This is a genomic window from Caulobacter sp. KR2-114, assembly GCF_049446115.1.
Lineage (GTDB): Bacteria > Pseudomonadota > Alphaproteobacteria > Caulobacterales > Caulobacteraceae > Acaudatibacter.
Window position 1 is genome coordinate 432,731 of sequence record NZ_JBMSEC010000005.1, and the last position, 24,399, is coordinate 457,129.

Genomic DNA, 24,399 nt, shown 5'->3' on the forward strand with positions numbered 1-24,399 from the left:
GGCGCCGACACTCTAAATACCTGAAAATATTGAGTTTTTACCCTGGCGATATCAATCGCCAGGGTTTTTTCGCGTGCCTGGAACTGCGCCGCATGCGACGTTTTTGGCCTACCAAAAATTGTGATCGGCGGCCTTTTCCTTGGCCGTACTGGGGCGGACGAACTGTCAACCGAAATATCGGCGAATCGGGTCGAGAATCCTCGTTGACGACCCCCGCCGCGGCGATAGTCTGAGCCTCCTCACTGCATTCGAGCTTGTACGGATGAAACGGAACGGCGGGCGGCAGCGTCCGGCGATGGGGGATTAGTTTGCTTTGAATCTGGTCGCGGGACGCGGGGGTCCCGCCGGCCAGCCTCCCAGTGGGGTGGGAGGTTCGACGGATGGGGATGGGGCAGAGAATGACCAACAAAGGGGTTGCAGTCATGGCGTCGTTGACGCCCGCCGTAGCGGTGTGGGGCAAGGCCAGTCAGGCGCTGAAAAGCGAACTCGGCGACGACACCTTCGGCTCCTGGGTGGCGCAGGCGGCCCTGCGCACCCTGCCGGACGGCGGCCTGTGCCTGGTCACCCCCACCGGCATCGCCCGGGACTGGATCCGTCGCTACGCCTGGCGCCGCATCGGCGAGCTGTGGGCCGCCAACGACCCTGACGGCCGCGAGCTGGTGCTGAAATCCCGCCTGGAGTTCGAGGCCGAGGGGGGTGACGTCGCCGCCCGCGCCGAGCCGGCCAAGACCGCCGCCGACGCCCCGTCGGCGCGCCCCAAGGTGATCGAGATCGCCGCCATCGACGCGGTGTCTTCGGACGCCCCGGCCGCGGCCGTCCGCAGCGCCCGCACCGGCGGCCTGCAGGATCGCTTCACCTTCGACACCTTCGTCTCCGGCCCGGCCAACGAGTTCGCCCACGCCGTGGCCCGGCGGGTGGCCTCCTGGGCGGATGGCCACTTCAACCCGGTGGTGTTCCACGGGCCCTACGGCTTCGGCAAGACGCACCTGCTGAGCGCGCTCGCCTGGGAAGCCATGCGCACCGCGCCGGAACGCAAGGTGGTCTACCTGACCGCCGAGCGGTTCCTGTCCAGCTTCGTGCGCGCCCTGATGGAGCGCCAGGCCAACGCCTTCAAGGACGAGCTGCGCTCGGCCGACCTGCTGCTGATCGACGACGTGCACTTCATCGGCGGCAAGCAGTCCAGCCAGGAGGAGCTGTTCCACACCCTGGCCGCGCTGATGGAGGACGGCCGCCGCGTGGTGTTCTCCGCCGACCGCCCGCCGGCCGCCCTGACCGAGATCGACGCGCGCCTGCGCTCCCACCTGTCGGCGGGCCTGGTATGCGGCATCGAGCCGGCCGACCGCGACCTGCGCCTGGGCATCCTGGACCGCAAGCTGCAGGTGCTCTGCCGCCAGCAGGGCTTCTCGGCGACGCTGAAGCCGGAGGTCATGCACTTCCTGGCCGACCGCTTCACCGACAGCGTCCGCGAGCTGGAAGGCGCCCTGAACACCCTGGTGGTGCGCGCCGGCGCCGGCGTCGGCGCCCTGACCCTGGACGAGACGCAAGGCCTGCTGCGCCCGCACCTGCGCGGCGGCTCGGAACGCCGGGTCACCGTCGACGACATCCAGAAGGCTACCGCCGAGCACTTCAGCCTCAAGCAGGCCGACCTGATCTCCGAGCGCCGCAACCGTTCGGTGGCCCGTCCGCGCCAGGCGGCCATGTGGCTGGCCAAGCAATTGACCACCCGCTCGCTGCCGGACATCGGCCGGCGCTTCGGCGGCCGCGACCACACCACCGTGCTGCACGCGGTGCGCCGCATCGAGGAGCTGCGCGTCGCCGACGCCCAGCTGAACCGCGACCTCGAGACCCTCATGCGCAAGCTGCGGGGCTGAGGCCTCCCTCCCCCCCCCCGCTGTCATCCCGGAAAGGCGCGCCAGCGCCTTATCCGGGACCGCCGGAAACGCAAATCTGTCATCCGTAGCCAACAGCGGCGCCTGCCGCGGTCCCGGATATCCGCTGCGCGGATTCCGGGATGACAGAGAGTTTGCTATCTTGATCCTGGCCTCACCCCGTGGGCCGCGAAGTGGGCCAGCATTCTGGCCCAGCCGTCCTTGGCGTCGGCCTCGACGTAGCTGGCGCGATAGTCGGCGTGGAAGCCGTGGCCGGCGTCCGGATAGACCACGATCTCGGTGTCGGTCCTGCCGGCAGCCTTCAGGGCCGCCTGCATGGCCGGGATCTGCTGCGCCAGGCCGTCCTTGGCCCCGTAGAGGCCCAGCACGGGGGCGTGCAGGTGCGAGACGCCGGCGATGGCCGACAGGTGGTTGGCGTCCACGGTCTGGGGCTGCATCGGGCCGTACCACGCGACCCCGGCCTTGAACTCCGGATAGGTCTCGCAGGACAGCCAGGTCTTGCCGCCGCCCCAGCACCAGCCTGTGACCGCGATCTTGCCGGCGTCGACGTGCGGGCTGGCCTGCAGCACTTTCAGCGCCGCGCCGACATCGCCCATCACCTGCGGATCGGGCGCCGCCGCGACGATCTTCATGATCGCCTGTATGTCGGCCAGCGGCGCGGGATCGGCCACCCGCACGAAGAAGGCCGGGGCGATCGCCACATAACCCAGCTTGGCCAGGCGCCGGCAGTTGTCCTTGATGTAATCGTGCACGCCGAAGATCTCGGAGATCACCAGCACCGCCGGGAACCGCCCCGGCGCGTTCGGCCGCGCGACATAGGCCGGGATCGACCCGCCCTGCGAGGGCAGGGTGACGGTCTCGATCACCAGGCCGGCCTCGTCGGTGTGGATCGGCGCGGCGTCCGCCGCCAGGGCCGCCACCGCATAGCCGGCGAAGAAGGCCGCCCCCAGGGCGCGGCGCGACAGGTCGAGGTCGCCCGGCCGGTTGCCCTCGGGGCGTTTCAGGGTCTGCATGGCGATCCTCCGCTTTCGATTGTGCGCAACCCATGGTCGGCCAGGGGTTGGCCGCTGTCAAAACGCGCGTGCGCCGCTGGCCCGCTTAAAGGAAAATTCAGCACGCCGGCCCAAGCTTCGCGACCATGGAGCCCGTCCCCCGGAGCGATGCGTTCGCCGCCCTGAGGCGCGGCGACTGGCTGACCGCCGAGCGGCTGCGCAACTACGCCCTGATCCTGGTGGCCGCCTACGCCCTCGCCATCGCGGCGATGATCGCCACGGCCCACGGCGGCGTGGACTACAAGGGCCGCCCCCTGGGCGCCGACTTCTCCGACGTCTGGACCGCGGGACGCCTGGCGCTGGGCGGCCACGCCGTCTCCGCCTACGATCCGGCCGCCCACTACGCCGCCCAGCAGGCCGCCTTCCACCGGGCGGACATCCCCTATTACGGCTGGCACTACCCGCCATTCTTCCTGCTGCTGGCGGCGGGCCTGGCCAGCCTGCCCTACCTGGCGGCGCTGGCGCTCTGGCAGGGCGTGACCCTGCCGCTTTACCTGGCCACGATCCGCGCGATCCTGCCGCGCCGGGAGGCCCTGCTGATCGCGGCGGCCTTTCCGGCGGTGTTCATCAACCTGACCCACGGCCACAACGGATTCCTCACCGTGGCGCTGCTGGGCGGGGGCCTGGCGTGCCTGCGCCAGCGGCCGCTGCTGGCCGGGGTGCTGTTCGGCCTGGTGGCCTACAAGCCGCAGTTCGGCCTGTTCCTGCCGCTGGCCCTGGCGCTGGGCGGCCACTGGAAGGCGTTCGCGTCCGCCGGGGCCACGGTGCTGGCCCTGGTCGGGGTCACCGCGGGCCTGTTCGGGGTGGAGATCTGGCAGGCCTTCCTCGCCAACACCGGCTTCACCAAGGCGGTGGTGCTGGAGGCCGGCGGCACGGGCTTCTGGAAGATCCAGAGCGTGTTCGCCGCCGTGCGCCTGTGGGGCGGCTCCGTCGCGCTTGCCTACGCCGCGCAGGGCCTCGCCACCGCGGCGGCCGGGGTCCTGCTGGCCGCGCTGTGGCGCTCGAGCGCGGACTTCCGGCTGAAGGCGGCAGGGCTGATGACCGCCTGCCTGCTGGCCACCCCCTATTGCCTCGACTACGACCTGATGCTGCTGGCCCCCGCCGCGGCGTTCCTGGTCGCGGTAGCCCTGGAGAAGGGCTGGCGGCCGTTCGAGGCCTCGGCCCTGGCCTTCGTGTTCGCCGCCCCGATCCTGACCCGGCCGTTCGCGGAATACGCCCTCATTCCCCTGGGCCTGATCGCCACCGCGACCCTCTATGGCCTGATCCTGACCCGCGCCTTCCCGCGCGTGGCCGTCAGGCCCCTCGAGGCCGCGCCCGCCGCAGGGTGAGGTTCATCCGCCCACCGCCCGGCAGCAGGCGCGAGGAGCCCGGAATGATCCGGTCGACGCCGTGGAACGCCAGCCGCGCCGCCCCGCCGATCAGGCACACATCGCCCGAGGCCAGCCGCACCGACCGCGTCGGATCGCCCCGCTTGAGGCCGCCGATGCGGAACAGGGCGGTGTCGCCCAGCGACACCGACAGCACGGGAAAGCCGAAGTCCGCCTCGTCGCGGTCCTGGTGCAGGCCCATCCGCGCCTGGGCGCCGTAGAGGTTGACCAGGCAGGCGTCGGGCGGCGTGTCCGGATCCGCCAGCTGCGCCCAGAGGTCCAGCAGCCGGGCGGGGATCGGCGGCCACGGCGCGCCGGTCAGCGGATGCCGCGGCTCGTAGCGGTAACCCCGCGCCCCATCGGTGACCCAGCCCAGCGGGCCGAGATTGGTCATCTCGACGCTCATCGGCTTGCCGCCGGGGATGGTCGGCCGGTAGGGCGGCGCGCGCGCCGTAAGGGCCAGCACCTCGGCCGCGAGCTCGGCCTGGGCGTCGGCGTCGAGGCATCCGGGCAGCAGGCGGAATCCGTCGAGGGGCATGGCGCCCCCATTACACGCCACGCCCCTCGCTCGCGCCAGGCGATCTCGCCCGGCGCTCCCGTCCCTGTCCTTCGACCCTACTCGGTATAGCGGTAGGACGAGATTTCGCACACGTTTATATTGTGCTTTTCCAGCGCCTTGCCGTCGTCGAACACCGCGCGGAAGTCGTACAGGCAGTGGCCCGTGCCATCGTCGATGTTGATCTTCACGTCGTCGCCGGGCTTGAGCACGCTGTCGCCGAGGATGTCCTCCTCCCAGGACTTGGCGGCCACGTTCGAGGCGTAAAAATGGACCATGGTGTGGTCCGTCTCGTTGATGATCCGCACATGCCGGTCCTCCGAGGCGGCCGCCCCGGTGGCGCCCGCCAGCAGCGAGCCCGCGGCCAGCGCCGCCAGCATCGCCCGCGCGATGATCGGTTTCGTCCGTTGAATCGTCATGTCAGCCCCCCGAAATCCGGCGCCGAAGCGGACGCCGCTGAACCTGCGCCGGAGGCTGACCAGGGGCGGGCGGCGGCGCATGCTCCAGAAGGGGGGAAAGTTGCCTCCCCACGACGGGTTTTGTGTGCGTTTTCCGAGAGCTTGGCCTATGGGTGCGCCCTTGCGGCGGCCACGCCGGTTCCCATATGCGCCTCAAAGCAGCGCCGTCCGCGCGCGGAGGCGGGGCTTGGAAACCAGCGGGGCTGATCAGGTGATCGGCCCAGGCTACTGGAACCCGATCGAACCGGGGACGGAAGCAAACGGCGCTTTGTTGCGAAGGCCACCGCGACCGCCCGCCAAACGAAGGAGCGAGATAGAGTTCTCATGAGCAAGATTATCGGCATCGACCTGGGCACCACGAACTCGTGCGTCGCCATCATGGACGGCAAGCAACCCAAGGTGATCGAGAACGCCGAAGGCATGCGCACCACGCCGTCGGTCGTCGCCATCCTGGAGGACGGCGAACGTCTGGTCGGCCAGCCGGCGAAGCGCCAGGCGGTGACCAACCCCTCCAACACCCTGTTCGCGATCAAGCGCCTGATCGGCCGCAACTTCTCCGACCCGATGGTCGAGAAGGACCGGGGCATGGTGCCCTACGACATCGTCAAGGGCGGCAACGGCGACGCCTGGGTGAAGGCCCACGGCAAGGACTACTCGCCCCAGGAAATCAGCGCCTTCATCCTGCAGAAGATCAAGCAGGACGCCGAGGCCTACCTGGGTGAGAAGGTCGAGAAGGCCGTCATCACCGTCCCCGCCTATTTCAACGACGCCCAGCGCCAGGCCACCAAGGACGCCGGCAAGATCGCCGGCCTGGACGTGCTGCGGATCATCAACGAGCCCACCGCCGCGGCGCTGGCCTACGGCCTCGACAAGAGCGACGGCAAGAAGATCGCCGTGTACGACCTGGGCGGCGGCACCTTCGACGTCTCGATCCTGGAGATCGGCGACGGCGTGTTCGAGGTGAAGTCCACCAATGGCGACACCTTCCTCGGCGGCGAGGACTTCGACCTGCGGATCGTCGACTACCTGGCCGACGAGTTCAAGAAGGAGCAGGGCGTCGACCTGCGCAAGGACAAGCTGGCCCTGCAGCGCCTGAAGGAAGAGGCGGAAAAGGCCAAGAAGGAGCTCTCCTCGACGCCGCAGTACGAGGTGAACCTGCCCTTCATCTCGATGAACGCTTCCGGCCCGCTGCACCTGAACATCAAGCTCAGCCGCGCCAAGCTGGAAGCCCTGGTCGAGGACCTGATCGCCAAGACCATCGGCCCCTGCGAGCAGGCGCTGAAGGATGCCGGGCTGAAGAAGTCCGACATCGACGAAGTGGTGCTGGTGGGCGGCATGACCCGCATGCCCAAGGTCGTCGACGCGGTGAAGGACTTCTTCGGCCGCGAACCGCACAAGGGCGTGAACCCCGACGAGGTGGTGGCGCTGGGCGCGGCCATCCAGGGCGGCGTGCTGCAGGGCGACGTCAAGGACGTGCTGCTGCTGGACGTGACCCCGCTGACCCTGGGCATCGAGACCCTGGGCGGCGTGTTCACCCCGCTGATCGAGCGCAACACCACCATCCCGACGAAGCGCAGCCAGACCTTCTCCACGGCCGACGACAACCAGAGCGCCGTGACCATCCGGGTGTTCCAGGGCGAACGGCCGATGGCGCACGACAACAAGCTGCTGGGCCAGTTCGACCTGGTCGGTATCCCGCCGGCCCCGCGCGGCGTGCCCCAGGTCGAGGTGACCTTCGACATCGACGCCAACGGCATCGTCAACGTCTCGGCGCGCGACAAGGCCACGGCCAAGGAGCAGTCGATCCGCATCCAGGCCAACGGCGGCCTGTCGGACGCCGACATCGAGAAGATGGTCAAGGAAGCCGAATCCAACGCCGCGGACGACAAGAAGCGCAAGGAGATGGTCGAGGCCAAGAACCACGCCGACGCCCTGATCCACTCCACGGAGAAGGCGCTGACCGAGCATGGCGACAAGGTGGGGGCGGCCGAGAAGACCGCCATCGAGACCGCCATCGCCGAGCTGAAGTCGGCGCTGGAAGGCGAGGACGTGAGCGCCATCCAGGCCAAGACCCAGGCCCTGACCCAGGCGGCCATGAAGCTGGGCGAAGCCATGTACAACGCCCAGCAGGGCGCTGGCGCGGCGGACGCCCCGGCGGCCGATGACGGTGTCGTCGACGCCGAGTTCGAAGAAGTCGACGACGACAAGTCGGCGTGACGCTTTGACCTATCGGCGGCGATGATCATGTCAGGGCATGAACCAGCCTTGGGCGAACATCGCCGCCGAATTCCCGTGCGAAAGCCCGCATTCTACGCTTCCGCTCTTGCGGCGGGGCGCGGGCCGTTCCACTTAAGCTCAAACCGCCAGAGTCTCTGACGTTGTCGATGCGCGATTATTACGAGGTACTCGGGGTCCAGCGCGGCTGCGATGAAGCCGGCCTGAAGTCGGCTTTCCGCAAGCTGGCCATGGAACACCATCCCGACCGCAACGGCGGCTGCGAAGACAGCGCCAGCCGTTTCAAGGAAATCAACGAAGCCTATTCGGTCCTGTCGGATCCGAAGAAGCGCCAGGCCTATGACCGCTTCGGCCACGCCGGGGTGAACGGCAATGGCGGCGGCGGTCCCAACGGCGCCGGCTTCGGCGACGTGCACGACATCTTCAACGAGGTGTTCGGCGACGTCTTCGGCGACATGTTCGGCGGCGGCCGCCAGCGCCAGTCGGGCCCGGCCCGCGGCCAGGACCTGCGCTACGATCTGGAGATCAGCCTGGAGCAGGCCTATGCCGGCGCCGAGGTGGAGATCAAGGTTCCCGCGGCGATGACCTGCGAGAGCTGCGAAGGCAACGGGTGCAAGCCGGGCGCCAGCCCCACCGCCTGCAACACCTGCGGCGGCGCGGGGCGCGTGCGGCGCAGCCAGGGCTTCTTCTCCATCGAGAGCGCCTGCCCCCGCTGCGGCGGCTCGGGCCGCATCATCCTGGACCCCTGCAGCAGCTGTCACGGCCACGGGCAGGTGCGCAAGGAGCGGATGCTCGAAGTGCGCATCCCCGCCGGCGTCGACGACGGCGCGCGCATCCGCCTGGCCGGCGAGGGCGACGCCGGGGCCAGGGGCGGACCGCGGGGCGACCTCTACATCTTCCTGTCGGTCAAGCCGCACGAGCTGTTCGAGCGCGACGGCCTGGACCTGCTGTGCTCGGTGCCGGTGCCCATGGCCATCGCCGCCCTGGGCGGCGAGATCGAGGCGCCCTGCCTGCTGGGCGGCGAGAACTGCGACGGCGAATGCAAGATCCAGGTCAAGGTGCCGGAAGGCGCCCAGACCGGCCGCACCGTGCGCCTGAAGGGCCGCGGCATGCCCTCCCTGCGCTCGCGCGAACGCGGCGACCTGGTGGTGGAGCTGTTCATCGAGACCCCCACCAAGCTCTCCGCCCGGCAGAAGGAGCTGATGCGCGAGTTCGCCGGCCTGTGCGGCGACCAGCAGCATCCCCGCTCCGCCAACTTCTTCTCCAAGGCGCGCAGCTTCTGGGACGACATCATCACCGGCCAGGAAACCTGAGACCCGGCCTCCGGGGGGCTCGGGGCAAGGACAGCCTGGCCGGCTGAAATCGCCGGATATCCGTCATTTCCGCCAAGGCGATAGCCGCCTAGCGTCCCGCCACGATCAGGCGGGAGGACGGCATGCGCCGCAATCTGATGTTCTCGGCCGTCGCCGTCGGGCTGACGCTCGCGGCGGCGTTGGCCTGCGCCGAACGCCTGCCCAGCGCCCAGGCGTCGCCCCCCACCCCCTCGGCGACATCCTCCGCCAGCCCGGACCGGCTGAGCCTGCCGCCCCCCAGGCCGGGCCACGCGCGCCCGCTGGTGGTGATCCTGGCCGACAACGCGGCCACCGAGACCACCGATTTCACCATCCCCTACGGCGTGCTCAAGGACGCCGACGTCGCCGATGTGGTCTCCGTCTCCACCCACCCCGGACCGGTGCGCCTGCAGATGGCTCTGCGCATCCTGGCCGACCAGACCGTGAGCCAGTTCGACGCCGCCCATCCCGAGGGCGCGGACCTGGTGGTGGTCCCCTTCCTGCCCAACCCGGACAAGGCGGCGCTGGGCGCGTGGCTGCGCGGCCAGTACGCCCGGGGCGCGACGATCCTGTCGATCTGCGCCGGCGCCCGGAACCTCGCCGAGGCGGGGCTGCTGGGCGGGCGGCGGGCGACCACCCACTGGCACTTCATCGGCCCGCTGGAAAAGGCCTATCCGCGGACCACCTGGGTGCGCGACCGCCGCTACGTGCAGGACGGGCGGATCATCTCCACCACCGGGGTCAGCGCGTCGATCCCGGCCAGCCTGGCGGTCGTCGAGGCCATGGCCGGGCGCGAACGCGCCGCGCAGGTCGCCGCGCGGATGGGGGTGTCCAGCTGGAGCGCGGCGCACCACAGCGCCGACTTTCCGTTCGCCGCCCCCGACCTGGCGGAGGCCGGCATGACCCTGGCCAGTCCCTGGAACCATGAACGCCTCGAGGCGCCGGTGGCCGCCGGCTTCGACGAGGTCGCCCTGGCCCTGACCGCCGACGCCTGGTCGGCCACCTACCGGGCCAGCATCGCCACCACCAGCCCCACCACCGCGCCGATCCGCTCGCGCCACGGCCTGCTGCTGCTGGCCGACGCCCGGCCGGCGGCGCACCCGCGCCTGCTGCCGCGGCACGGCGGCGCACCCGTGGCCCAGTTCGACCTGGCCTTCGCCGATATCGCCCGCCGCTACGGCCCGGCATCCGCCCGGGTCGCCGCCAAGGGGCTGGAATATCCGAGGGGGCCGTAGGGTCGTATCGTCAACCACGAACCACACGAACCACACGAACGATTCCACCCTGACGCCCGCCGGAGGCGAGTCGTGCCTGGGTTCCGGCCTTCGTAAGGATGAGGGGTGTCGGAGTGGAATGGGTTTGTGTGGTTCGTGTGGTTCGTGGTCGAAAACGGGATGACCCGCTAACCGCCCACGTACGGCGCGAACAGCCGATAGAACCAGCCGCGGAAGTGCGCGCGGCAGCGTTCGGCCCAGGCGTCGAGCTGGTCCTTCGGATAGACCCGCCCGCCGGCGATCACGGTGTCCAGGCTGTCGAGATTGGCCAGGGCGGCGGTCGGGTCCTGGCGGTAGAGGTCCAGGTCGGCGGGCAGGCCGATGGCCACCTGGCCATAGGTGGCGTCCGGCCAGAACCGTCCGGCCGAGGTGGTGGCGGTCACCAGGGCCTGGTCGGGCGTCAGCCCCAGGGCCGTGAAGGCGGTCAGCTCCCGCCGCAAGCCCTCGCCCGACGCCTTCAGCGGCCCGCCGGAGGCGGCGTAGACCGGGGCGCCGCCATGGAACAGCGCCTTCACCGTCTCCATGCCCCGCGGTCCGGCGCAGGCCGGCCGCCCCGGCGCCGCGGGAGCGGACAACAGCGGCGTGTGCGCGGTGTGCTGGGCGACCGCCGCCTGCACCAGGTCCCGCACCTGCGCCTCGGAACTGGTCGCGCAGTCGGCCGGCAGGCCCACGCCGTCGGCGATGAAGCCCGCATTGGCCAGGGTCTCGTCACGCGGGCGGGCCGCCACCAGGGGGATGCGCGCGGCGGTGGCCTCCTGCGCCAGGGCCTGCAGCGCCGCCGCGTTCAGCCCCGGCCCGGCCGCCAGGCAGCGCGCGCCCCGGCGGATGGCGTACTGGGCGATGCGATGGGCGCGGTCGACGGAGCCGCCGTAGATCACCCCGCCGCAGGTGACGATCCTGGGTCCGGGCAGGCGGCCTTCCTCGATGCGGTCGCGCAGGCGGAACAGGCCGTCGCCGACCCCGCCGAGGTCGCGCACCATGGTCACGCCGCGCCGCAGGGCCTCCACCGCCGCGAGGCGGTCGGCGCCCAGGCTGGCGCGGTCCGGGCCGCGCGCATCCATGTCGATCAGCCCCGGCAGCACGTAGCAGCCCGGACAGCGCAGGGCGGTGCGCTCGGGCGTGGGGCCGGTGGGGCCGATGGCGACGATCACCCCGCCGCGCAGGGTGATGTCCACGTGCGGCGTGCGGCCCAACCCCGGGTTGACCAGGGTGACGTCCTTGATCACCACCTCGCCGCGCGGCGGCATGGCATAGGGCGGCGGCACCAGCAGGCTCCAGGCCAGGCAGGCCAGGGCCAGAGCCGCCACCAGGGCCGTCGCCAGGCCGTAGCCAATCCTGCTCAGCACGCCACGCGCCCCGACCGTTCCTAAGTTGAAGCGCTTGATGCCGCGCGCCGACCGACGCTGCAAGCTGGCACGTCAGCGTTCGGCCACCAGCCGGTCGATGTCGTCCCAGCGATAGGCGGTTTCCAGCAGCCGCCCGCCCCAGCCGCGCACCCGCCGCTCGCCCAGCACCCGCCCGCCGAGGTGGGCGTAGAAACCGCGGGCATGGCGGTTGCCGCTCAGCACCCAGATCACCGCCGACCGCGCGCCCTGCGCCGCCAGGGCGCTGGCCGCCGCCCCGAGCAGCCGCCCGCCCAGACCCCGTCCCTGGGCCGCCTTCAGCAGGTAGAGGGTGAACACCTCGGCGTCGGCGAGCCGGCTCTCGGACTGCAGGAGACTGGAGGCGCTGTAGCCGACCAGCCCCTCGGCGCCCTCCACCGCCAGCACCACCTCGCCGGTCCCGTCGCCGGAGAGCTGGCGGCGCCAGCGCACGGCGTGGATTTCCGGGCGCATGGCCGCCAGGTAGGTCTCGGGCAGCAGGCCCTGATAGGTCTCGCGCCAGGCCCGCACGTGCACCTCGCCCAGCGCCCGGGCGTCACCCGGACCGGCCGGAAGGATCACATGCTGGGCGAGCCGTTCCATGCGCAAAACCTCGGACCAGTCCCCGCCGAGGTCAAGGGTCGCCCGCCGCCCCGGACGGAGAAGGCTAAAACCCGTGGATGAGCGTGCAAAACCGTTCCAGGGGCGCCCACGGCGCACTAGCCTTGCGCGATGAACGCGCCGATTCTCCGTCCCGACAGCGCCCTCGCCGGCGCCGCGCCTTCCGGAGCCGCCATGCCCGATCCGTCCGGCGCCACGCCGGTGATGGCGCAGTACTTCGACGCCAAGGCGCGTCAGCCGGACGCCCTGGTGTTCTTCCGCATGGGCGACTTCTACGAGCTGTTCTTCGAGGACGCCCAGCGCGCCTCCGCGGCGATCGGCATCACCTTGACCTATCGCGGAACCCACGGCGGCCAGCCGATCCCCATGGCCGGGGTGCCGGCCCACGCCGCCGAGGCCTATCTGGCCAAGCTGATCCGCGCCGGCTTCAAGGTGGCGGTCTGCGAGCAGATGGAAGACCCCGCCGAGGCCAAGAAGCGCGGCGGCAAGTCGATCGTCCGCCGCGACCTGGTGCGCGTGGTCACCCCCGGCACCCTCACCGAGGAGGGGCTGCTGGACGCCCGCGGCTCCAACCGCCTGGCGGCCATCGCCGTACGCGGCGGCCAGGCGGCGGTGGCCAGCGCCGAGCTGTCCACCGGCGAGGTGGAATGCCTGCTGGTGCAGGTCTCGGGCCTGGCCTCGGCCCTGGCCGCGATCGGACCGTCCGAGACCCTGGTCCCAGACCGGCTGTTCGCCGACGAGGCGGTATCGGCGGCGCTGAAGACGGCAGGCGGGGTGATCCAGCCGATGGCCAGCGCCCTGGCCGAGCCTTCCGCCTCCGAGACCCGCCTGAAGCGCCTCTACGGGGTCGACACCCTGGACGGCTTCGGGACCCTCGCCGGCGCCGAGATCTCGGCCCTGGGCCTGATCGCCGCGCACCTGGAGACCACCCAGGCCGGCCGCCTGCCGGCGCTGCGCCCGCCTCGGCGCGCCGGCGAAGCCGACGTCATGGCCATCGATCCGGCCACCCGCGCGAGCCTGGAGATCGAGAAGACCCTGTCGGGCGGCCGCGACGGATCGCTGCTGTCTGTGATCGACCGCACCGTCACCGCCCCCGGCGCGCGCCTGCTGGCCGCGCGGCTGGCCCGGCCGCTGCTGTCGCCCGCGGCGATCGATGCGCGGCTGGACGCGATCGGCTGGCTGATGGAGCGCCGCGCGCTGCGCGAACGGCTGCGGGTGCTGCTGAAGAGCGCCGGCGACATGGCCCGCTCGCTGTCGCGCCTGGCCCTTGGCCGCGGCGGACCCCGCGATCTCGGCGCGCTGCGCGACGGGCTGGGCGCCGCCGAGGCCCTGGCCGCCCTGTTCGCCGCCGAGCCGGAGCCGCCAACGACGGTTCCGGCCCCGGCGCCCGAGGAGATCGCCCAGGCGCTGGCCGCCCTCGACCCCTCGGCGCATCCGGCGCTCTCGTCGCTGCTGGCCGAGTTGCGGACGGGACTGGGCGAGGAGCTGCCGGCCCAGGCGCGCGACGGCGGCTTCGTCGGCGCGTCGATCTCCCCCGACCTCGACCAGGCGCGCGCCCTGCGCGACGACAGCCGGCGGGTGATCCTGGGCCTGGAGTCGCGGCTGCAGGCCGAGAGCGGCGTGTCGCTGAAGATCCGGCACAACGCGGTGCTCGGCTATTTCGTCGACGCCACCGCCAAGCAGGCCGAGGCGCTGATGGCGCCGCCGCTCAACGCCCTGTTCATTCACCGCCAGACCACCGCCAACCAGGTGCGCTTCACCACCGTCGAGCTGGCCGACCTCGACGCCAAGATCGCCCAGGCGGGCGAACGGGCGCTGGCGATCGAGGTGTCGATCTTCGAGGCCTGGCGCGCCGAGGCCTGCCGGGCGGCCGGCCAGATCCAGGCCGCCGCCGAAGGTCTGGCGCGGCTCGACGTCGCCGCCGGGCTGGCCGAATGGGCCGAGGACGCCGGCGCGGTGCGACCGGACGTGGACGGCTCGCTGTGCTTCGACGCCGAGGGCGCGCGCCATCCGGTGGTGGAGGCCGCCGTCCGCCGGGCCGGCGAAGCCTTCACGCCCAACAACTGCTGCCTGGACGGCGCCGGGGCCGCCGGCGCCCGGCTGTCGATCGTCACCGGGCCGAACATGGCCGGCAAGTCCACCTTCCTGCGCCAGAACGCGCTGCTGGCGATCCTGGCCCAGGCCGGCTGCTACGTGCCGGCCCGCCGGCTGAAGCTGGGCGTCGTCGACCGCCTGTTCAGCCGCGTCGGCGCCGGCGACGACCTGGCCCGCGGCCGCTCGACCTTCATGGCCGAGATGGTCGAGACCGCGGCCATCCTCACCCAGGCGACGCCGCGCTCGTTCGTGATCCTGGACGAGATCGGCCGCGGCACGGCCACCTATGACGGCCTGGCCATCGCCTGGGCCTGCGCCGAGGCGCTGCACGACACCAACCGCTGCCGCGGCCTGTTCGCCACCCACTACCACGAGCTGGCGGTGCTGGAGGAACGCCTGGCGTTCGTCTCCAACCTGTCGCTGAAGGCCAAGGAGTGGAACGGCGACCTGGTGTTCCTGCACGAGGCCGGGCCCGGCCCCGCCGACCGGTCTTACGGCGTGCAGGTGGCCCGGCTGGCGGGCGTGCCGCCGACGGTCGTCGCCCGCGCCCGCGAGGTGCTGGACCGGCTGGAAAGCCAGCAGCACACCGCCTCCGGCCTGGAGGACCTGCCCCTGTTCGCCGCGGCCGCGGAGGCCGCCCCCGCCGCGGCCGTCGGACCCAGCGAGGCCGACAAGGCCCTGGCGCAGATGGACGTCGACGGCATGAGCCCGCGCGAGGCGCTGGACGCCCTCTACCGCCTCAAGGCGATCGCCCGGCCATGACCGCCCGGGCGCTGATGATGGACGTCGACGGCGTCCTCGTCACCCGCCTGCGCCCGGGCTGGCGCTGGGACGCCGACATGGAGGCGGACCTCGGCGTGAAGCCCGACGACCTGCAGCAGGCGTTCTTCGCCCGCTATTTCCGCCCCATCGTGCTGGGCCAGGAACCCCTGGAGCCGTGGCTCGCCAAGGCCTTGGCCGAGATCGCCCCGCACGTGACGGCGCAGCGGATGATGGCCTACTGGTTCGAGAAGGACGCCGTGCTGGACCACCAGCTGCTGGCCGATCTGGAAGGCTATCGCGCCCGGGGCATTGAGCTGCACCTGGCCACCATTCAGGAACACAACAGGGCCACGCACCTGTGGGAGGCGCTCAGGTTCAAGGACCGCTTCGACGGCCTGCACCACTCCGCCGCCGTCGGCTTCGCCAAGCCCGACCCGGACTACTACGCCGCCACACAGCGCCGCGTCGGCCTGCCGGCGGCCGAGCTGCTGCTGGTCGACGATTCCGAGCGCAACGTCGAGGCCGCCCTGGCCGCCGGCTGGCAGGCTCGTCACTGGACGGGGGAGCGCCGGCTGGCCGAGGTGCTGGGATTCTGAATGAAGCCGACGGAGACCTCGACTTACCACTAGGAACCTAGTGCAAGCTGGCGGGGCTTAGCCTGTTTTTGGCCACTTTGCGGCCCTCCGCGGCAAGATTCATGCTTGCAACACCCCACTTGCCGTTGGCCGCGGCCAATTAGCTGTGGACAGCCGGAGGTTTTCCAGAACGAACCAGGAACATCTGGTTTGACAGCCCGATCCCGCGTCGTACCAATAGCACAGCGATTGGGAGCGCGAGCCTGCAGCAAGCGCTCCCTAGTCTTCCCCCTCCACCAGGGAGGGCGAACGTCGCTCACCTGGGGCTCTCATGGATTCCAAGCCATGGGAGCCCTTTCGCATTCTCAACCTAGCGAATCGCTGTCGCCCGCTGCAAGGCAGTTCACGTCGACAGCAAGAGTTATCCACTGTCTCGGCTTGCCGTCGCCGAGAGGCGGGTAGCGCTCCGCAAAGCTTTCTCTCTAGCAATCGCGCGATAGTGAAAATCGGCCTATCTGCGACATGACGGCCGGACGATCGGCGCGAGGCGCGAAGCGATGACCGAGCACGGACCCACCCTGACCTTTCGCTGTCCGCGGCGGCTGGAAGGGCGGATACCCCCGCCCGTCCCGGCGGCGCAGGGCCTGCCGGCCTGGCTGAAGACGATGCCCGCCCAGGCGTTCAGCGCCCTGTCGGCCGGCGAGGACGACACGGTCAAGCGCTGTCCGCCGTTCATCGACGCCATGACCGGCGGCTTCCTGATGCCGCTGATCAGCGACCTGCGGGTGGAGAACGGTGAATTCATCTGGGACGACGACCTGCCGGCGGACGAAGGCGACGGATTCCCCCGAGCACCGATCGGCTTCCACGATCCGGGCCAGGCGGCGGGCACCCCGCTGTTCGACGCCGACCGCTTCCTGATCAAGTTCCACAACCTGTGGACCATCGAGGCGCCGGAGGGCTACGCGGTGCTGTTCACCCATCCGGTGAACCGCTTCGACCTGCCGTTCACCACCCTGACCGGGCTGGTGGACTGCGACCGCTATCACGACGTCTGGATCCATTTCCCGGCCCAGTGGCGCGACGAGGGCTTCAGCGGCGTGCTGCCCCGGGGCACGCCGGTGGCGCAGTGCTTTCCGGTCCGCCGCGAGACCTGGACGGCGCGGCTGGAAACGTTTAGCGACGACGACGCGCGCCGCGCCCGCGAGCTGATGGCCGAGATCGGCCAGGAGAAGGGCGTCTACCGCCGCCGATTCCGCGCCTGAGCGGCGGCGCGTTCAGCCCTCGCCGCGCAGGAAGCGGGCGGCCGCGCTGGGCCGCAGGAACACCCGGCCGTGCGGCGTGGCCGCCAGGGCCGTGAGCGCCAGGCCGGCGAGGGCGTCGGAGCCCCGGCCCGCGGCGCGGATCGCCGCCTCGCCCTCGTCCCGCTGGCCCAGCTCCAGCAGGCACTTGCCCAGGGCGATGCGGGTCAGCGGGTCGTCCGGGCGCAGGGCCAGCGCCCGGCGATAGAGCTCGGCGGCGGCGGCGTGCTCGCCCTGCAGGGCCAGCACCCGGGCCAGGCCGATCATGGCGTCGTGCCGGCCCGGCGCGGCGGCGTGCACGCGGGCGAAGGCCTCCCGCGCGGCGGCGCAGTTCGCCCGCCGCAGGTGCAGGTGGCCCAGGGCCACCCGCAGGCCGTCCGCGTCGGGCGCCAGCGCCAGGCCGCTCTCCAGCACCGCGATGCCCTCGGCGCAGCGTCCCGCCTCGCCCAGGCCGACCCCGAGGTCGAGGAACGCCAGGGCGTAGGCCGGCCGGCGGCCGACGGCCAGCCGCAGCTGCTCGAACGCCGCCTCGCGCTCGCCGACGGCGGCCAGGGCGCGGGCCAGCAGGGTCTCGATGGCCGGCTGCTCGCTGCGTCGCGCCGCGCGGCGCAGCGCCTCGACGGCTTCCGCCGCCCGGTCCAGCTGCAGCAGGGCGGTTCCCAGGATCTGGGCGGCGACCAGGTTGCCGCGGTCGGCGCGCAGCACGGCGCCGGCCAGGCGCTCGGCCGCCTCGGGCTGCTGGCGCTGCAGCGCCAGAGCCGCCTCCTCCAGTGCCGGGCCGTGCGGACTCGGCCGCTCGGCGCGCAAGGGTTTCGCCATCCCGTCCCGCGATCTTCTCGTTTGCGCAGGGACAGTACGCGGGGCGCCTGGGAGCGTCCAGGCGGGGCAGAGGGCCCTTGGACCCGGCCCGCGCCGCCCGATCCAAAGACTTCGTCAACCATATTGCGCCAGCTTCGGATCACGCGGCGGTCGGACATTCCGGCCGCCGTTGCTATATGAGCGCCATGCCTCCGCGTCTTCGTCCGACCCGCCTGGAACACGTCGTCGACGGCCACCGGCTGCGCGCCCAGCTCTCCACCGCCGCCCTGGACGCCATCGGCGACGAGCCGGAGCAGCGCCGCCGCGCCATCGAGATCCTGAAGGGCGCCCTGTTCCGCGGCCGGATGATCGCCAAGGAGCGGCTGGAGAACGGCGCCGGCGGGGTGGAGACCGCCCGTCTGCTGTGCGGCGTCACCGACGAGGTGATCAGCGCCCTCTACGACTTCACCACCGTGCACGTGTTCCGCGCGCGCAACCCCACCGAGGGCGAGCGCCTGGCGCTGATGGCGGTGGGCGGCTACGGCCGCGGGGCCCTGGCCCCGTTCTCCGACATCGATCTGCTGTTCGTGCGACCGTACAAGCAGACCGCCCACGCCGAGAGCGTGATCGAGTACATGCTCTATGCCCTGTGGGATCTGGGCTTCAAGGTGGGCCACGCCTCGCGCACCATCGACGAGTGCGTGAAGCTGTCGCGCGAGGACATCACCATCCGCACCTCGATCCTGGAGGCGCGGCGCCTGACCGGCGACGAGGCCCTGGCCGCGATGCTGAAGCGCCGCTACCGCGAGGAGGTGGTCAAGGGCACCGGGGCCGAGTTCGTCGCGGCCAAGCTGAAGGAGCGCGACGAGCGCCACGCGCGGGCCGGCGCCAGCCGCTTCATGGTCGAGCCCAACGTCAAGGAGGGCAAGGGCGGGCTGCGCGACCTGCACACCCTGTTCTGGATCGCCCAGTACCTGCACCCGGCCGACGGCGTCGAGGCGGTGATGCGCATGGACATGTTCCAGGGCCACGAGGTGCGCGCCTTCATCCGCGCCTTCGACTTCCTGGAATCGGTGCGCGCGCACCTGCACTTCGCCACCGGCCGGGCCGAGGAGCGGCTAACCTTCGACCTGCAGCCCGAGGTCGCGCGCCGCATGGGCTACAACGACCGCCCGCGCCCCGGCGGAGACAACACCCCGGCGGTGGAGCGGTTCATGCGCCGCTATTTCCTGATCGCCAAGGAGGTGGGCACCCTGACGCGGGCGTTCTCGGCCAAGCTGGAGGCCGAGCACCTGAAGTCGGCCCCGCGGGGGCTGTCACGCTTCCTGCCCGGCCAGAAGCCGGCCAGGCCGATCACCAAGCCGATCGACGTCCCCGGCTTCCACATCGAGGGCCAGCGGCTGACCGTGGACAGTCCCGAGGTGTTCGACGCCGACCCGGTGAACCTGATCCGGCTGTTCAAGGTGGCCGACCAGCGCGACCTCGACCTGCATCCGGACGCCTTCACCGCGGTCACCCGCAAGCTGGGCCTGATCACCTCGAAGGTGCGGCGCGATCCGGAGGCCATCAAGGCCTTCCTCGATATCCTGGCCCGCGGGCGCAACACCCGGCGGATCCTGGACCTGATGAACGAAGCCGGGGTGCTGGGCCGCTTCCTGCCGGAGTTCGGCCGCATCGTCGCGCAGATGCAGTTCAACATGTACCACTCGTACACGGTGGACGAGCACACCCTGCGCGCGGTGGGCATCATCGCCGACATCGCCGCAGGCCGCTACGCCGAGGACCACCCGCTGGCCACCGCCACCATGCCGCTGATCAAGGACCGCGAATCCCTGTTCCTGGCCATGCTGCTGCACGACACCGGCAAGGGCGGGGTCGGCGGCCAGGAGAAGGCCGGCGCCCGCTCGGCCCGGCAGGCGTGCGAGCGGATGGGCCTGGACCGGCACAAGATCGAGCTGGTGGCCTGGCTGGTGGAGCACCACCTGGTGATGAGCGACTTCGCCCAGAAGCGCGACGTCGCCGACCCGGCGACCATCGCCGCCTTCGCCCGCATCGTCGAGGACCCCGAGCGGCTGCGGCTGCTGCTGGTGCTCACCGTCGCCGACATCCGCGCCGTGGGGCCCGGGATCTGGAACGGCTGGAAGGGCCAGCTGCTGCGCGAGCTCTACGGCGCCACCGAGACCATCTTCCGCGGCGGGCGGATCAGCGACGCCGCCGGCATCGCCCGCCGACGCCAGGAGGCCATCGCCTACGACGCCCGCACCGCCCTGGTGGCGCAGGATCCGGAGGCCCGCGCCTGGGCGACGGGCATGGAGGACGCCTATTTCGTCGGCTTCACCCTGGCCGAGCAGCGGGCGCATCGCGCCCTCGCCTCGCGCGCCCAGGCCCAGGGCGGCGCCGCCGCCGAGGCGCGCATCCGCGCCGATCGCAACGCCGCCGAGATCGTCGTGGCCGCCGCCGACCGCCAGGGGCTGTTCGCGGACCTGGCGCTGACCATCGCCGCCCTGGGCGGCAACGTGGTGGGCGCGCGCATCTTCACCTCCTCGGAAGGCCAGGCGCTGGACGTGTTCTATGTGCAGGACGCCGGCGGTCTGCCGTTCGGCGCCGACGCGCCGCGCAGCCTCGAGCGGCTGGTCGAGGCCCTGGCCAAGGCCGGACGGGGCGAAGGCGCGGTGCCCGAGGCGCGCAAGAGCCCGGACCTGGGCAAGGCCGGTGCCTTTGCCATCTCGCCCAGCGTCGCCATCGACAACGACGCCTCCACCGACGCCACGGTGATCGAGGCCTCCGGCCGCGACCGGCCGGGCCTGCTGGAAGCCCTGGCCCGCACCCTGTCGGAGGCCGACCTGTCGATCCAGTCGGCGCACATCGACGGCTATGGCGAGCGGGCGGTGGACGCCTTCTACGTGGTCACCGCCGACGGGGCCAAGCTCACCGACAGCCGCCGCGGGGCCTCGATCCGCGCCCGCCTGACCGACGTGCTGATCGCCGCCGAAGGCCCCTCCGCCCGCCGCCTGCCCAAGGCGCGCGCCAGCGAAGCGCGGTGATGGACCTCAGCGCCCATTCTCTTCCCCCCATGGGGGAAGTCCCGGCAAAGCCGGGGATGGGGGCTCCAGCCTGGCGCGAACGCCCGCTCTCCGCTGGAGCCCCCTCCACCGCTTCGCGGTCCCCCTCCCCCAGAGGGGGAGGAGATTTGGACCCCGCCTTGATTTCGCTCCGGGCGCAGATCAAAGACCTCGCCCCGTGACCGACGCCCCCTCCGCCCCCGCCATCGAGGCGCCCGCGCCCGCAGCCCCTGCCAAGGGCGGCGGCATGATCCGCTCGTCGATGATCTATTCCTTCTTCACCCTGCTCAGCCGGGTGATGGGGTTCCTGCGCGACCTGGTGGTCACCTATTTCATGGGCGCCAGCGCCACCTTCGCGGCGGACGCTTTCAACGCCGCCTTCGCCTTCCCAAACCTGTTCCGCCGGATCTTCGCCGAGGGCGCCTTCGCGGCGGCCTTCGTGCCGGCCTATTCGAAGTCGCTGGAGCAGGATGGCGAGGAGATCGCCGACGTGCTGGCCGCCGACGCCATGGCGACCCTGGCCGCGGCGACCCTGGCGCTGACCGTGTTCGCCGAACTGACCATGCCCTGGCTGATGCGCTGGCTGATCGCGCCGGGCTTCGCCGCCAATCCCCAGAAGCTGGAGCTGGCGATCCTGCTGACCCGGATCACCATGCCCTACCTGCCGTGCATGGCGATCTACGCCCACCTGTCGGGGGTGTTGAACGCGCGCAACCGCTTCATCCTGTCGGCGGCCGCGCCGATCCTGCTGAACGTCTGGACCCTGGTGACGGTGCTGCCCAGCCACTCGCCGCAGCAGGCTTCGATCCTGGCCGCGGCCGGGGTGCTGGTGGCCGGTGTCTCGCAGGCGGCGCTGCTGTGGTGGGGGGTCCGCAGGTCCGGCGCGCGGGTCGACGTGCGCTGGCCGCGGCTGACGCCCGAGATCCGCAAGCTGATCATGCTGGCCGTGCCGGGCGCCATCGCCGCCAGCGCCACCCAGATCAACATCTTCATCTCCGGCATCCTGGTGTCCCAGGTGAATGGCGCCCGCTCGTGGCTGGCGGTGTGCGACCGGCTCTATCAGCTGCCGCAGGGCCTGGTCGGGGTCGCGGTGGGCGTCGCCCTGCTGCCGCGGCTGTCGCGCGCGGTGCACGCCGGCGACAAGCCGCAGGCGCGCGGCGCCATCGACCAGGCGATCGTGTTCTGCATGGCCCTGGCGCTGCCCTGCGCCGTCGGCCTGGTGGCGATCCCGTACTTCCTGATTGACGCCCTCTACACCCGCGGCGCCTTCACCCACGCCGACGCCCTGAAGACCGCCCTGGCGCTGCAGCAGTACGGCTGGGGCGTGCCGGCCTTCGTCATCGTGCAGATCACCAACCGGATCTTCTTCGCCCAGCAGGACACCCGCACGCCGATGGTCTACGGCCTGGTGTCGGTGGGGGTGAACGTGCTGCTCGGCGTCACCCTGTTCTACCTGGTCGGCGTGCCCGGCATCGCCGCGGCGACCAGCGCCGCCTGGTGGCTGAACGTGCTGATGATGAACGTCCACCTGGCCCGCAAGGGCGTCTACATGCCGGGCCCGGCGGCGATCTCCAAGCTGGGGCGCATCCTGGCCGCCAACGTGGCGCTGGGCCTGATCCTCTGGGCCGCCGGCCAGTTCCGCCCGCAGATCCAGGCGGCCCTGCAGGGCGCCAGCCTGGGCCACGCCAAGGAACTGGCCATCCTGGCGGTGGTCTCGGTGGCCGGCGTCGCCTACCCGGTGCTGCTGCTGCTCTCCGGCGGCATCACCCGGGCCGAGCTGAAGGCGGCGGTGCGGCGCGGGGGGTGAGCCTGCAAACCAGCTCACCGTCCGATCCGTTCACCCCCAATCCGCTCACCCCGGCGAAGGCCGGGGCCCAGGCAAAAGGCTCAACCCACGGGATCCGGGCCGGGCGCTGCACACCCAATGTCCTGCGCGCTGAGAGTCTTGCCTGGGTCCCGACCTTCGTCGGGATGAGCAGGATGAGGGGCGCTCAAGCCGCTTCCAGCGCCGCCTCCGCCTCCGCCGGCAGGCGGATCAGGTAGTCGAATGCCGACAGGCCCGCCGTCGCGCCGGCGCCCATGGCGATGACGATCTGCTTGAACGGCGTGGTGGTGGCGTCGCCGGCGGCGAACACGCCGGGGACCGACGTCGCGCCGCGGTCGTCCACCTCGATCTCGCCGCGCGCGGTCAGGGCCACCGAGCGCTTCAGCCATTCGGTATTGGGCACGAGGCCGATCTGCACGAACACGCCCTCCAGCTCGACCTGGTGCGTGGTCCCATGGTTGCGGTCACGATAGCTCAGCGCCGTCACGCGCCGGCCGTCGCCGTGCACCTCGGTGGTCAGGGCCGAGGTCACCACCCGCACGTTCGGCAGGCTGGCCAGTTTCCGCTGCAGCACGGCGTCCGCGCGCAGCTGGCTGTCGAACTCGATCAGGGTCACGTGGGCGACGATGCCGGCCAGGTCGATGGCCGCCTCCACGCCGGAGTTGCCGCCGCCGACCACCGCCACGCGCTTGCCCTTGAACAGCGGGCCGTCGCAGTGCGGGCAATAGGCCACGCCCTTGTTGCGATAGGCGTCCTCGCCCGGCACGTTCAGCGTCCGCCAGCGGGCGCCGGGGGCCAGGACCACGCTGCGCGACCTCAGCGACGCGCCGTTTTCCAGCTTCACCTCGATCAGGCCGCCGGGCGCCGACGCCGGGACCAGGCCGACGGCCCTCTGCAGGGTCATCACGTCGACGTCGTAGGCCTTGACGTGCGCCTCCAGTCCGGCGGCCAGCCTCGGCCCCTCGGTGTGCGGGACGGAGATGAAGTTCTCGATCGCCAGGGTGTCCAGCACCTGGCCGCCGAAGCGCTCGGCCGCCACGCCGGTGCGCACGCCCTTACGCGCCGCATAGACCGCCGCCGCCGCGCCGGCCGGGCCGCCGCCCACCACCAGCACGTCGAAGGCGTCCCTGGTCGCGAGCTTCTCGGCCGCGCGCGCCTCGGCGCCGTCGTCCAGCTTCGCCAGGATCTGTTCCAGGCTCATGCGACCCTGCGCGAACGGCTGGCCGTTCAGCAGCACGGTGGGCACCGCCATCACCTGGCGCGCCTCGACCTCGGCCTGGAACAGGGCGCCGTCGATCGCCACGTGGCGGATGTTGGGGTTCAGCGCGGCCATGGTGTTCAGCGCCTGCACCACGTCGGGGCAGTTCTGGCAGGTCTGCGAGAAATAGGTCTCGAAGACGTATTCGCCTTCCAGCGCCTTGATCTGGGCGACGACCTCGGGCTCGACCCGCGGCGGGTGGCCGCCGACGTGCAGCAGCGCCAGCACCAGGGAGGTGAACTCGTGGCCCAGCGGCAGGCCGGCGAAACGGACGCCCGCGGCGGCGGCGTCGCCCGTCCGGGCTATGGCGAAGGACGGCGTACGATCGTCCGGGGCGGTGGCGAGCGTCACCTTGTCGGAGACGGCCGCCACATCGTCCAGCAGCGCCTTCATCTCGGCGGACTTCGGCCCGTCGTCCAGGGCCGCGACCAGCGTGACCGGCTGGCGGATATTCTGCAGATAGGCGGCCAGTTGCGCCTTCAGGCCAGCGTCGAGCACGGGCGGGTTCCTTGAATTCGGGTGAGGAATGGGCGCAGCCCCTCTCCTCCCCCTTTGGGGGAGGGGGACCGCGAAGCGGTGG

Annotated in this window: 17 protein-coding genes; 10 read left to right on the forward strand and 7 right to left on the reverse strand. The window is 71.4% G+C overall.

What is annotated here, in order from left to right:
• Nucleotides 1-398: 398 nt before the first annotated feature.
• A complete protein-coding gene (gene dnaA, locus ACO2Q3_RS19700) occupies nucleotides 399-1,871 on the forward strand; it encodes a chromosomal replication initiator protein DnaA (protein ID WP_423309679.1) in 1,473 nt (490 codons plus the stop codon).
• 155 nt (nucleotides 1,872-2,026) lie between these two features.
• Here dnaA and ACO2Q3_RS19705 read toward each other — a convergent pair whose 3' ends face one another.
• Nucleotides 2,027-2,902, reverse strand: a complete 876-nt coding sequence (locus ACO2Q3_RS19705) for a dienelactone hydrolase family protein (protein WP_423309681.1) — start codon at nucleotides 2,900-2,902, stop codon at nucleotides 2,027-2,029.
• Between the two features lie 125 nt (nucleotides 2,903-3,027).
• On the opposite strand from ACO2Q3_RS19705, the gene ACO2Q3_RS19710 reads away from it, so the two are divergent.
• Nucleotides 3,028-4,269, forward strand: a complete 1,242-nt coding sequence (locus tag ACO2Q3_RS19710; protein ID WP_423309683.1) for a glycosyltransferase family 87 protein — start codon at nucleotides 3,028-3,030, stop codon at nucleotides 4,267-4,269.
• Here the strand turns inward: ACO2Q3_RS19710 and ACO2Q3_RS19715 are convergent.
• Nucleotides 4,235-4,846, reverse strand: a complete 612-nt coding sequence (locus ACO2Q3_RS19715; RefSeq protein ID WP_423309685.1) for an alpha-ketoglutarate-dependent dioxygenase AlkB — start codon at nucleotides 4,844-4,846, stop codon at nucleotides 4,235-4,237. The genes ACO2Q3_RS19710 and ACO2Q3_RS19715 overlap by 35 nt on opposite strands.
• 77 nt (nucleotides 4,847-4,923) lie before the next feature.
• On the reverse strand, nucleotides 4,924-5,283 hold the full coding sequence (locus ACO2Q3_RS19720) for a hypothetical protein (RefSeq protein ID WP_423309687.1): 360 nt from the start codon (nucleotides 5,281-5,283) through the stop codon (nucleotides 4,924-4,926).
• 363 nt (nucleotides 5,284-5,646) lie between these two features.
• Here ACO2Q3_RS19720 and dnaK point away from each other — a divergent pair, with 363 nt between their 5' ends.
• The 3 genes from dnaK (at nucleotide 5,647) to ACO2Q3_RS19735 (ending at nucleotide 10,123) form a co-directional block, all read left to right on the forward strand.
• On the forward strand, nucleotides 5,647-7,539 hold the full coding sequence (gene dnaK / locus ACO2Q3_RS19725) for a molecular chaperone DnaK (protein ID WP_423309689.1): 1,893 nt from the start codon (nucleotides 5,647-5,649) through the stop codon (nucleotides 7,537-7,539).
• Nucleotides 7,540-7,706: 167 nt separating this feature from the next.
• On the forward strand, nucleotides 7,707-8,870 hold the full coding sequence (dnaJ, locus tag ACO2Q3_RS19730; protein ID WP_423309691.1) for a molecular chaperone DnaJ: 1,164 nt from the start codon (nucleotides 7,707-7,709) through the stop codon (nucleotides 8,868-8,870).
• Nucleotides 8,871-8,992: 122 nt separating this feature from the next.
• The gene (locus tag ACO2Q3_RS19735) at nucleotides 8,993-10,123 is read left to right on the forward strand and encodes a DJ-1/PfpI family protein (protein WP_423309693.1); all 1,131 of its coding nucleotides are present in this window, start codon (nucleotides 8,993-8,995) and stop codon (nucleotides 10,121-10,123) included.
• Between the two features lie 167 nt (nucleotides 10,124-10,290).
• Here ACO2Q3_RS19735 and ACO2Q3_RS19740 read toward each other — a convergent pair whose 3' ends face one another.
• On the reverse strand, nucleotides 10,291-11,508 hold the full coding sequence (locus ACO2Q3_RS19740; RefSeq protein WP_423309695.1) for an amidohydrolase family protein: 1,218 nt from the start codon (nucleotides 11,506-11,508) through the stop codon (nucleotides 10,291-10,293).
• Nucleotides 11,509-11,580: 72 nt separating this feature from the next.
• Nucleotides 11,581-12,126: a GNAT family N-acetyltransferase gene (locus ACO2Q3_RS19745; RefSeq protein WP_423309697.1), complete on the reverse strand. Its 546-nt coding sequence runs from the start codon at nucleotides 12,124-12,126 to the stop codon at nucleotides 11,581-11,583.
• Between the two features lie 129 nt (nucleotides 12,127-12,255).
• Here ACO2Q3_RS19745 and mutS point away from each other — a divergent pair, with 129 nt between their 5' ends.
• From mutS to ACO2Q3_RS19760, 3 genes are all read left to right on the forward strand, one after another.
• A complete protein-coding gene (gene mutS, locus ACO2Q3_RS19750) occupies nucleotides 12,256-15,000 on the forward strand; it encodes a DNA mismatch repair protein MutS (protein ID WP_423309699.1) in 2,745 nt (914 codons plus the stop codon).
• Nucleotides 14,997-15,596 carry an HAD family hydrolase gene (locus ACO2Q3_RS19755; RefSeq protein ID WP_423309701.1) on the forward strand — a complete coding sequence of 200 codons (600 nt, stop codon included), beginning with the start codon at nucleotides 14,997-14,999 and terminating at the stop codon, nucleotides 15,594-15,596. Before mutS ends, ACO2Q3_RS19755 begins: the two co-directional genes overlap by 4 nt.
• Before the next feature lie 536 nt (nucleotides 15,597-16,132).
• Complete coding sequence (locus tag ACO2Q3_RS19760; protein WP_423309703.1) at nucleotides 16,133-16,840, forward strand: hypothetical protein; 708 nt, start codon at nucleotides 16,133-16,135, stop codon at nucleotides 16,838-16,840.
• A 12-nt stretch (nucleotides 16,841-16,852) separates the two neighbouring features.
• Here ACO2Q3_RS19760 and ACO2Q3_RS19765 read toward each other — a convergent pair whose 3' ends face one another.
• Nucleotides 16,853-17,695 carry a tetratricopeptide repeat protein gene (locus ACO2Q3_RS19765; RefSeq protein ID WP_423309705.1) on the reverse strand — a complete coding sequence of 281 codons (843 nt, stop codon included), beginning with the start codon at nucleotides 17,693-17,695 and terminating at the stop codon, nucleotides 16,853-16,855.
• 185 nt (nucleotides 17,696-17,880) lie between these two features.
• Between ACO2Q3_RS19765 and ACO2Q3_RS19770 the strand changes: the two genes are divergently transcribed.
• Both ACO2Q3_RS19770 and murJ read left to right on the forward strand, forming a co-directional pair.
• Entirely contained in the window at nucleotides 17,881-20,718 is a 2,838-nt protein-coding gene (locus ACO2Q3_RS19770; protein WP_423309707.1) for a [protein-PII] uridylyltransferase, read from the forward strand.
• A 196-nt stretch (nucleotides 20,719-20,914) separates the two neighbouring features.
• The gene (gene murJ, locus ACO2Q3_RS19775; protein WP_423309709.1) at nucleotides 20,915-22,543 is read left to right on the forward strand and encodes a murein biosynthesis integral membrane protein MurJ; all 1,629 of its coding nucleotides are present in this window, start codon (nucleotides 20,915-20,917) and stop codon (nucleotides 22,541-22,543) included.
• Nucleotides 22,544-22,727: 184 nt separating this feature from the next.
• Here the strand turns inward: murJ and ahpF are convergent, their stop codons facing one another.
• On the reverse strand, nucleotides 22,728-24,317 hold the full coding sequence (gene ahpF, locus ACO2Q3_RS19780; protein WP_423309711.1) for an alkyl hydroperoxide reductase subunit F: 1,590 nt from the start codon (nucleotides 24,315-24,317) through the stop codon (nucleotides 22,728-22,730).
• Nucleotides 24,318-24,399: the final 82 nt, after the last annotated feature.

Coding starts and splice junctions, on each gene's coding strand:
- dnaA (WP_423309679.1), top strand. CDS start 399: ATGACCAACAAAGGGGTTGCAGTCATGGCGTCGTTGACGCCCGCCGTA.
- ACO2Q3_RS19705 (WP_423309681.1), bottom strand. CDS start 2,902: ATGCAGACCCTGAAACGCCCCGAGGGCAACCGGCCGGGCGACCTCGAC.
- ACO2Q3_RS19710 (WP_423309683.1), top strand. CDS start 3,028: ATGGAGCCCGTCCCCCGGAGCGATGCGTTCGCCGCCCTGAGGCGCGGC.
- ACO2Q3_RS19715 (WP_423309685.1), bottom strand. CDS start 4,846: ATGCCCCTCGACGGATTCCGCCTGCTGCCCGGATGCCTCGACGCCGAC.
- ACO2Q3_RS19720 (WP_423309687.1), bottom strand. CDS start 5,283: ATGACGATTCAACGGACGAAACCGATCATCGCGCGGGCGATGCTGGCG.
- dnaK (WP_423309689.1), top strand. CDS start 5,647: ATGAGCAAGATTATCGGCATCGACCTGGGCACCACGAACTCGTGCGTC.
- dnaJ (WP_423309691.1), top strand. CDS start 7,707: ATGCGCGATTATTACGAGGTACTCGGGGTCCAGCGCGGCTGCGATGAA.
- ACO2Q3_RS19735 (WP_423309693.1), top strand. CDS start 8,993: ATGCGCCGCAATCTGATGTTCTCGGCCGTCGCCGTCGGGCTGACGCTC.
- ACO2Q3_RS19745 (WP_423309697.1), bottom strand. CDS start 12,126: ATGGAACGGCTCGCCCAGCATGTGATCCTTCCGGCCGGTCCGGGTGAC.
- mutS (WP_423309699.1), top strand. CDS start 12,256: ATGAACGCGCCGATTCTCCGTCCCGACAGCGCCCTCGCCGGCGCCGCG.
- ACO2Q3_RS19755 (WP_423309701.1), top strand. CDS start 14,997: ATGACCGCCCGGGCGCTGATGATGGACGTCGACGGCGTCCTCGTCACC.
- ACO2Q3_RS19760 (WP_423309703.1), top strand. CDS start 16,133: ATGACCGAGCACGGACCCACCCTGACCTTTCGCTGTCCGCGGCGGCTG.
- ACO2Q3_RS19765 (WP_423309705.1), bottom strand. CDS start 17,695: ATGGCGAAACCCTTGCGCGCCGAGCGGCCGAGTCCGCACGGCCCGGCA.
- ACO2Q3_RS19770 (WP_423309707.1), top strand. CDS start 17,881: ATGCCTCCGCGTCTTCGTCCGACCCGCCTGGAACACGTCGTCGACGGC.